This window comes from Paraburkholderia sp. SIMBA_030 (assembly GCF_046535245.1).
Lineage (GTDB): Bacteria > Pseudomonadota > Gammaproteobacteria > Burkholderiales > Burkholderiaceae > Paraburkholderia.
The window spans coordinates 1-282 of the sequence record NZ_JAWRXB010000313.1; the positions used below are offsets into that span (position 1 = coordinate 1).

The 282-nt window shown below is 59.2% G+C and carries 1 pseudogene; it reads left to right on the forward strand.

Annotation, left to right across the window (positions count from 1 at the left end):
* Positions 1 to 282, forward strand: a pseudogene (locus tag SB772_RS40145) (aromatic amino acid transporter AroP); the annotation flags it as partial.

Sequence of the window (282 nt, forward strand, 5' to 3'; positions counted from 1 at the left end):
GGCGAGATGGTGGTCGACGAGCCCGTCGCCGGTTCGTTCAGCTATTTCGCCGATAAATACTTCGGCCCGTTTGCAGGCTTTCTCTCCGGCTGGAATTACTGGGTGCTCTACGTGCTCGTGAGCATGGCGGAACTGTCGGCGGTCGGCATCTACATGCACTACTGGTGGCCGACTCTGCCGACGTGGGTGTCGGCGCTCGGCTTCTTCGTCGTCATCAACGGCATCAATCTGGCGAGCGTCAAGTCGTACGGCGAGCTCGAATTCTGGTTCGCGATCATCAAG